Genomic DNA, 1,436 nt, shown 5'->3' on the forward strand with positions numbered 1-1,436 from the left:
CGTTGTAGGGGTCGAAGAGGGTCGCCATCGCCATCTCGCTCGGCAGCCCCTCGAGGTAGTTCGGCACGAAGTCGCCGACGACCTTGACGCCGCTGACGCCCCGCTCGCCGAGGGTCGACACGTGCCCGCGCAGCACGTTGAAGTGACCCACCCCGCCGTTGTCGGGCACGAGGTGCATGCGCGGCTCGAAGACCGTCTCGCCGCGACCGTGGGCGGCGACGACCGAGTCGATCGCGTCGACGATCGCCGCCGAGGGGATGTCGAGGGAGTCGATGTCGGGCCCCGAGAGGTATCGCAGCCAGATCGGGCGGGTCGGTGTGGTCACGGTTCTCCTCGGGTCGGGTGCGCGGGACGTGCTTGTCGTGCTGACGTGCTGACGTGCTGACGTGCTGGCGTGCTGGCGTGCTGGCGTGCTGGCGTGACGATGCTTGCGTGAATTGTTCCATGCGCTGTGTGACGGTTGTGTTTAATGATGTTCAGGAGGCGCGGTTCCGGCCCCGTGCGCCGCTACCGTGGCGAGCACCCCACCGAGAGGCCCCACCCGTGAGCACGCCGCATCTGGACGACCACCAGCTCGACGGCGTCCGCGGCTGGCTGATCGACCTGGTGCACCAGCACCGGCTGTCGCCCACTCAACGCCGTGTGGTGCAGCACATGCTCGACTCGCTGCCGCAGGTGGCCTTCGCGTCGACCATCGACATGGCCGAGGCGGCGGGCGTCAGCCAGCCCACGGTCACCCGCATCGCGACGGCGCTGGGGTTCTCGGGCTACGCCGAGTTCCGCAACGCGGCGCGTGACGCCGTGCTGACGGCCACTCCCCCGGCGCGTGGGGCAGGCGGCGCGGGCGCAGACGGTGCAGGCGGCAGGCCCGGCGAGGGCGGCAGGGCCGGCGCGGCCGGCGCAGGCGGCGGCATCGGCACGGCCGGCGCGGGCGGTGCCGGTGGTGCCGGCGGTGCCGGGGGTGCGGGCGGTGCCTCGGGCGGCGTCGGCGGTGCGGCCACGACGCCGGGCGCGGCCCTCGCGCACGAGCGGCAGAACCTGCGCGCCGTCGAGGCGACCATCGCGTCGGAGGCCATGCGGCGCGCGGTCGAGCTGATCGCCGACAGCCGTCCGGTCGGCATCGTGGGGCTGCGGGTGTCGGCGGCGCTCGCGAACTACGTCGGGTACCTGGCGCAGCGCATCGTGCCCGGGGTCCACGTGCTCGACGACGCGGCGCGGCTCGACGACGACCTCACGCAGCTGCACCTCGACGGAGCGAGCACGCTGATCGTGTTCGCGATGCCGCGCTACCCCGCGGCCACCGTGCGGGCCCTCGCCCGTGCCCGTGAGCTCGGCATGACGACGGTCGGCATCATCGACACCCCGCTCGTGCCGTTCGCGCATCTGATCGACGTCCGTCTCGTGGCCCCCGTCGGTCAGGATCTCGTCTTCGACTC

The 1,436-nt window shown here is 72.7% G+C and carries 1 protein-coding gene and 1 pseudogene; one reads left to right on the top strand and one right to left on the bottom strand.

The features are described from left to right. A pseudogene (locus tag ACZ6JE_RS15035) lies at positions 1 to 325 on the bottom strand (ornithine cyclodeaminase family protein); the annotation flags it as partial. A 218-nt stretch (positions 326 to 543) separates the two neighbouring features. Here ACZ6JE_RS15035 and ACZ6JE_RS15040 point away from each other — a divergent pair. Next, positions 544 to 1,436: MurR/RpiR family transcriptional regulator (locus tag ACZ6JE_RS15040; protein WP_464319455.1), on the top strand; the 893-nt coding region annotated here is incomplete at its 3' end.

Source organism: Frigoribacterium sp. AC759 (assembly GCF_979256015.1).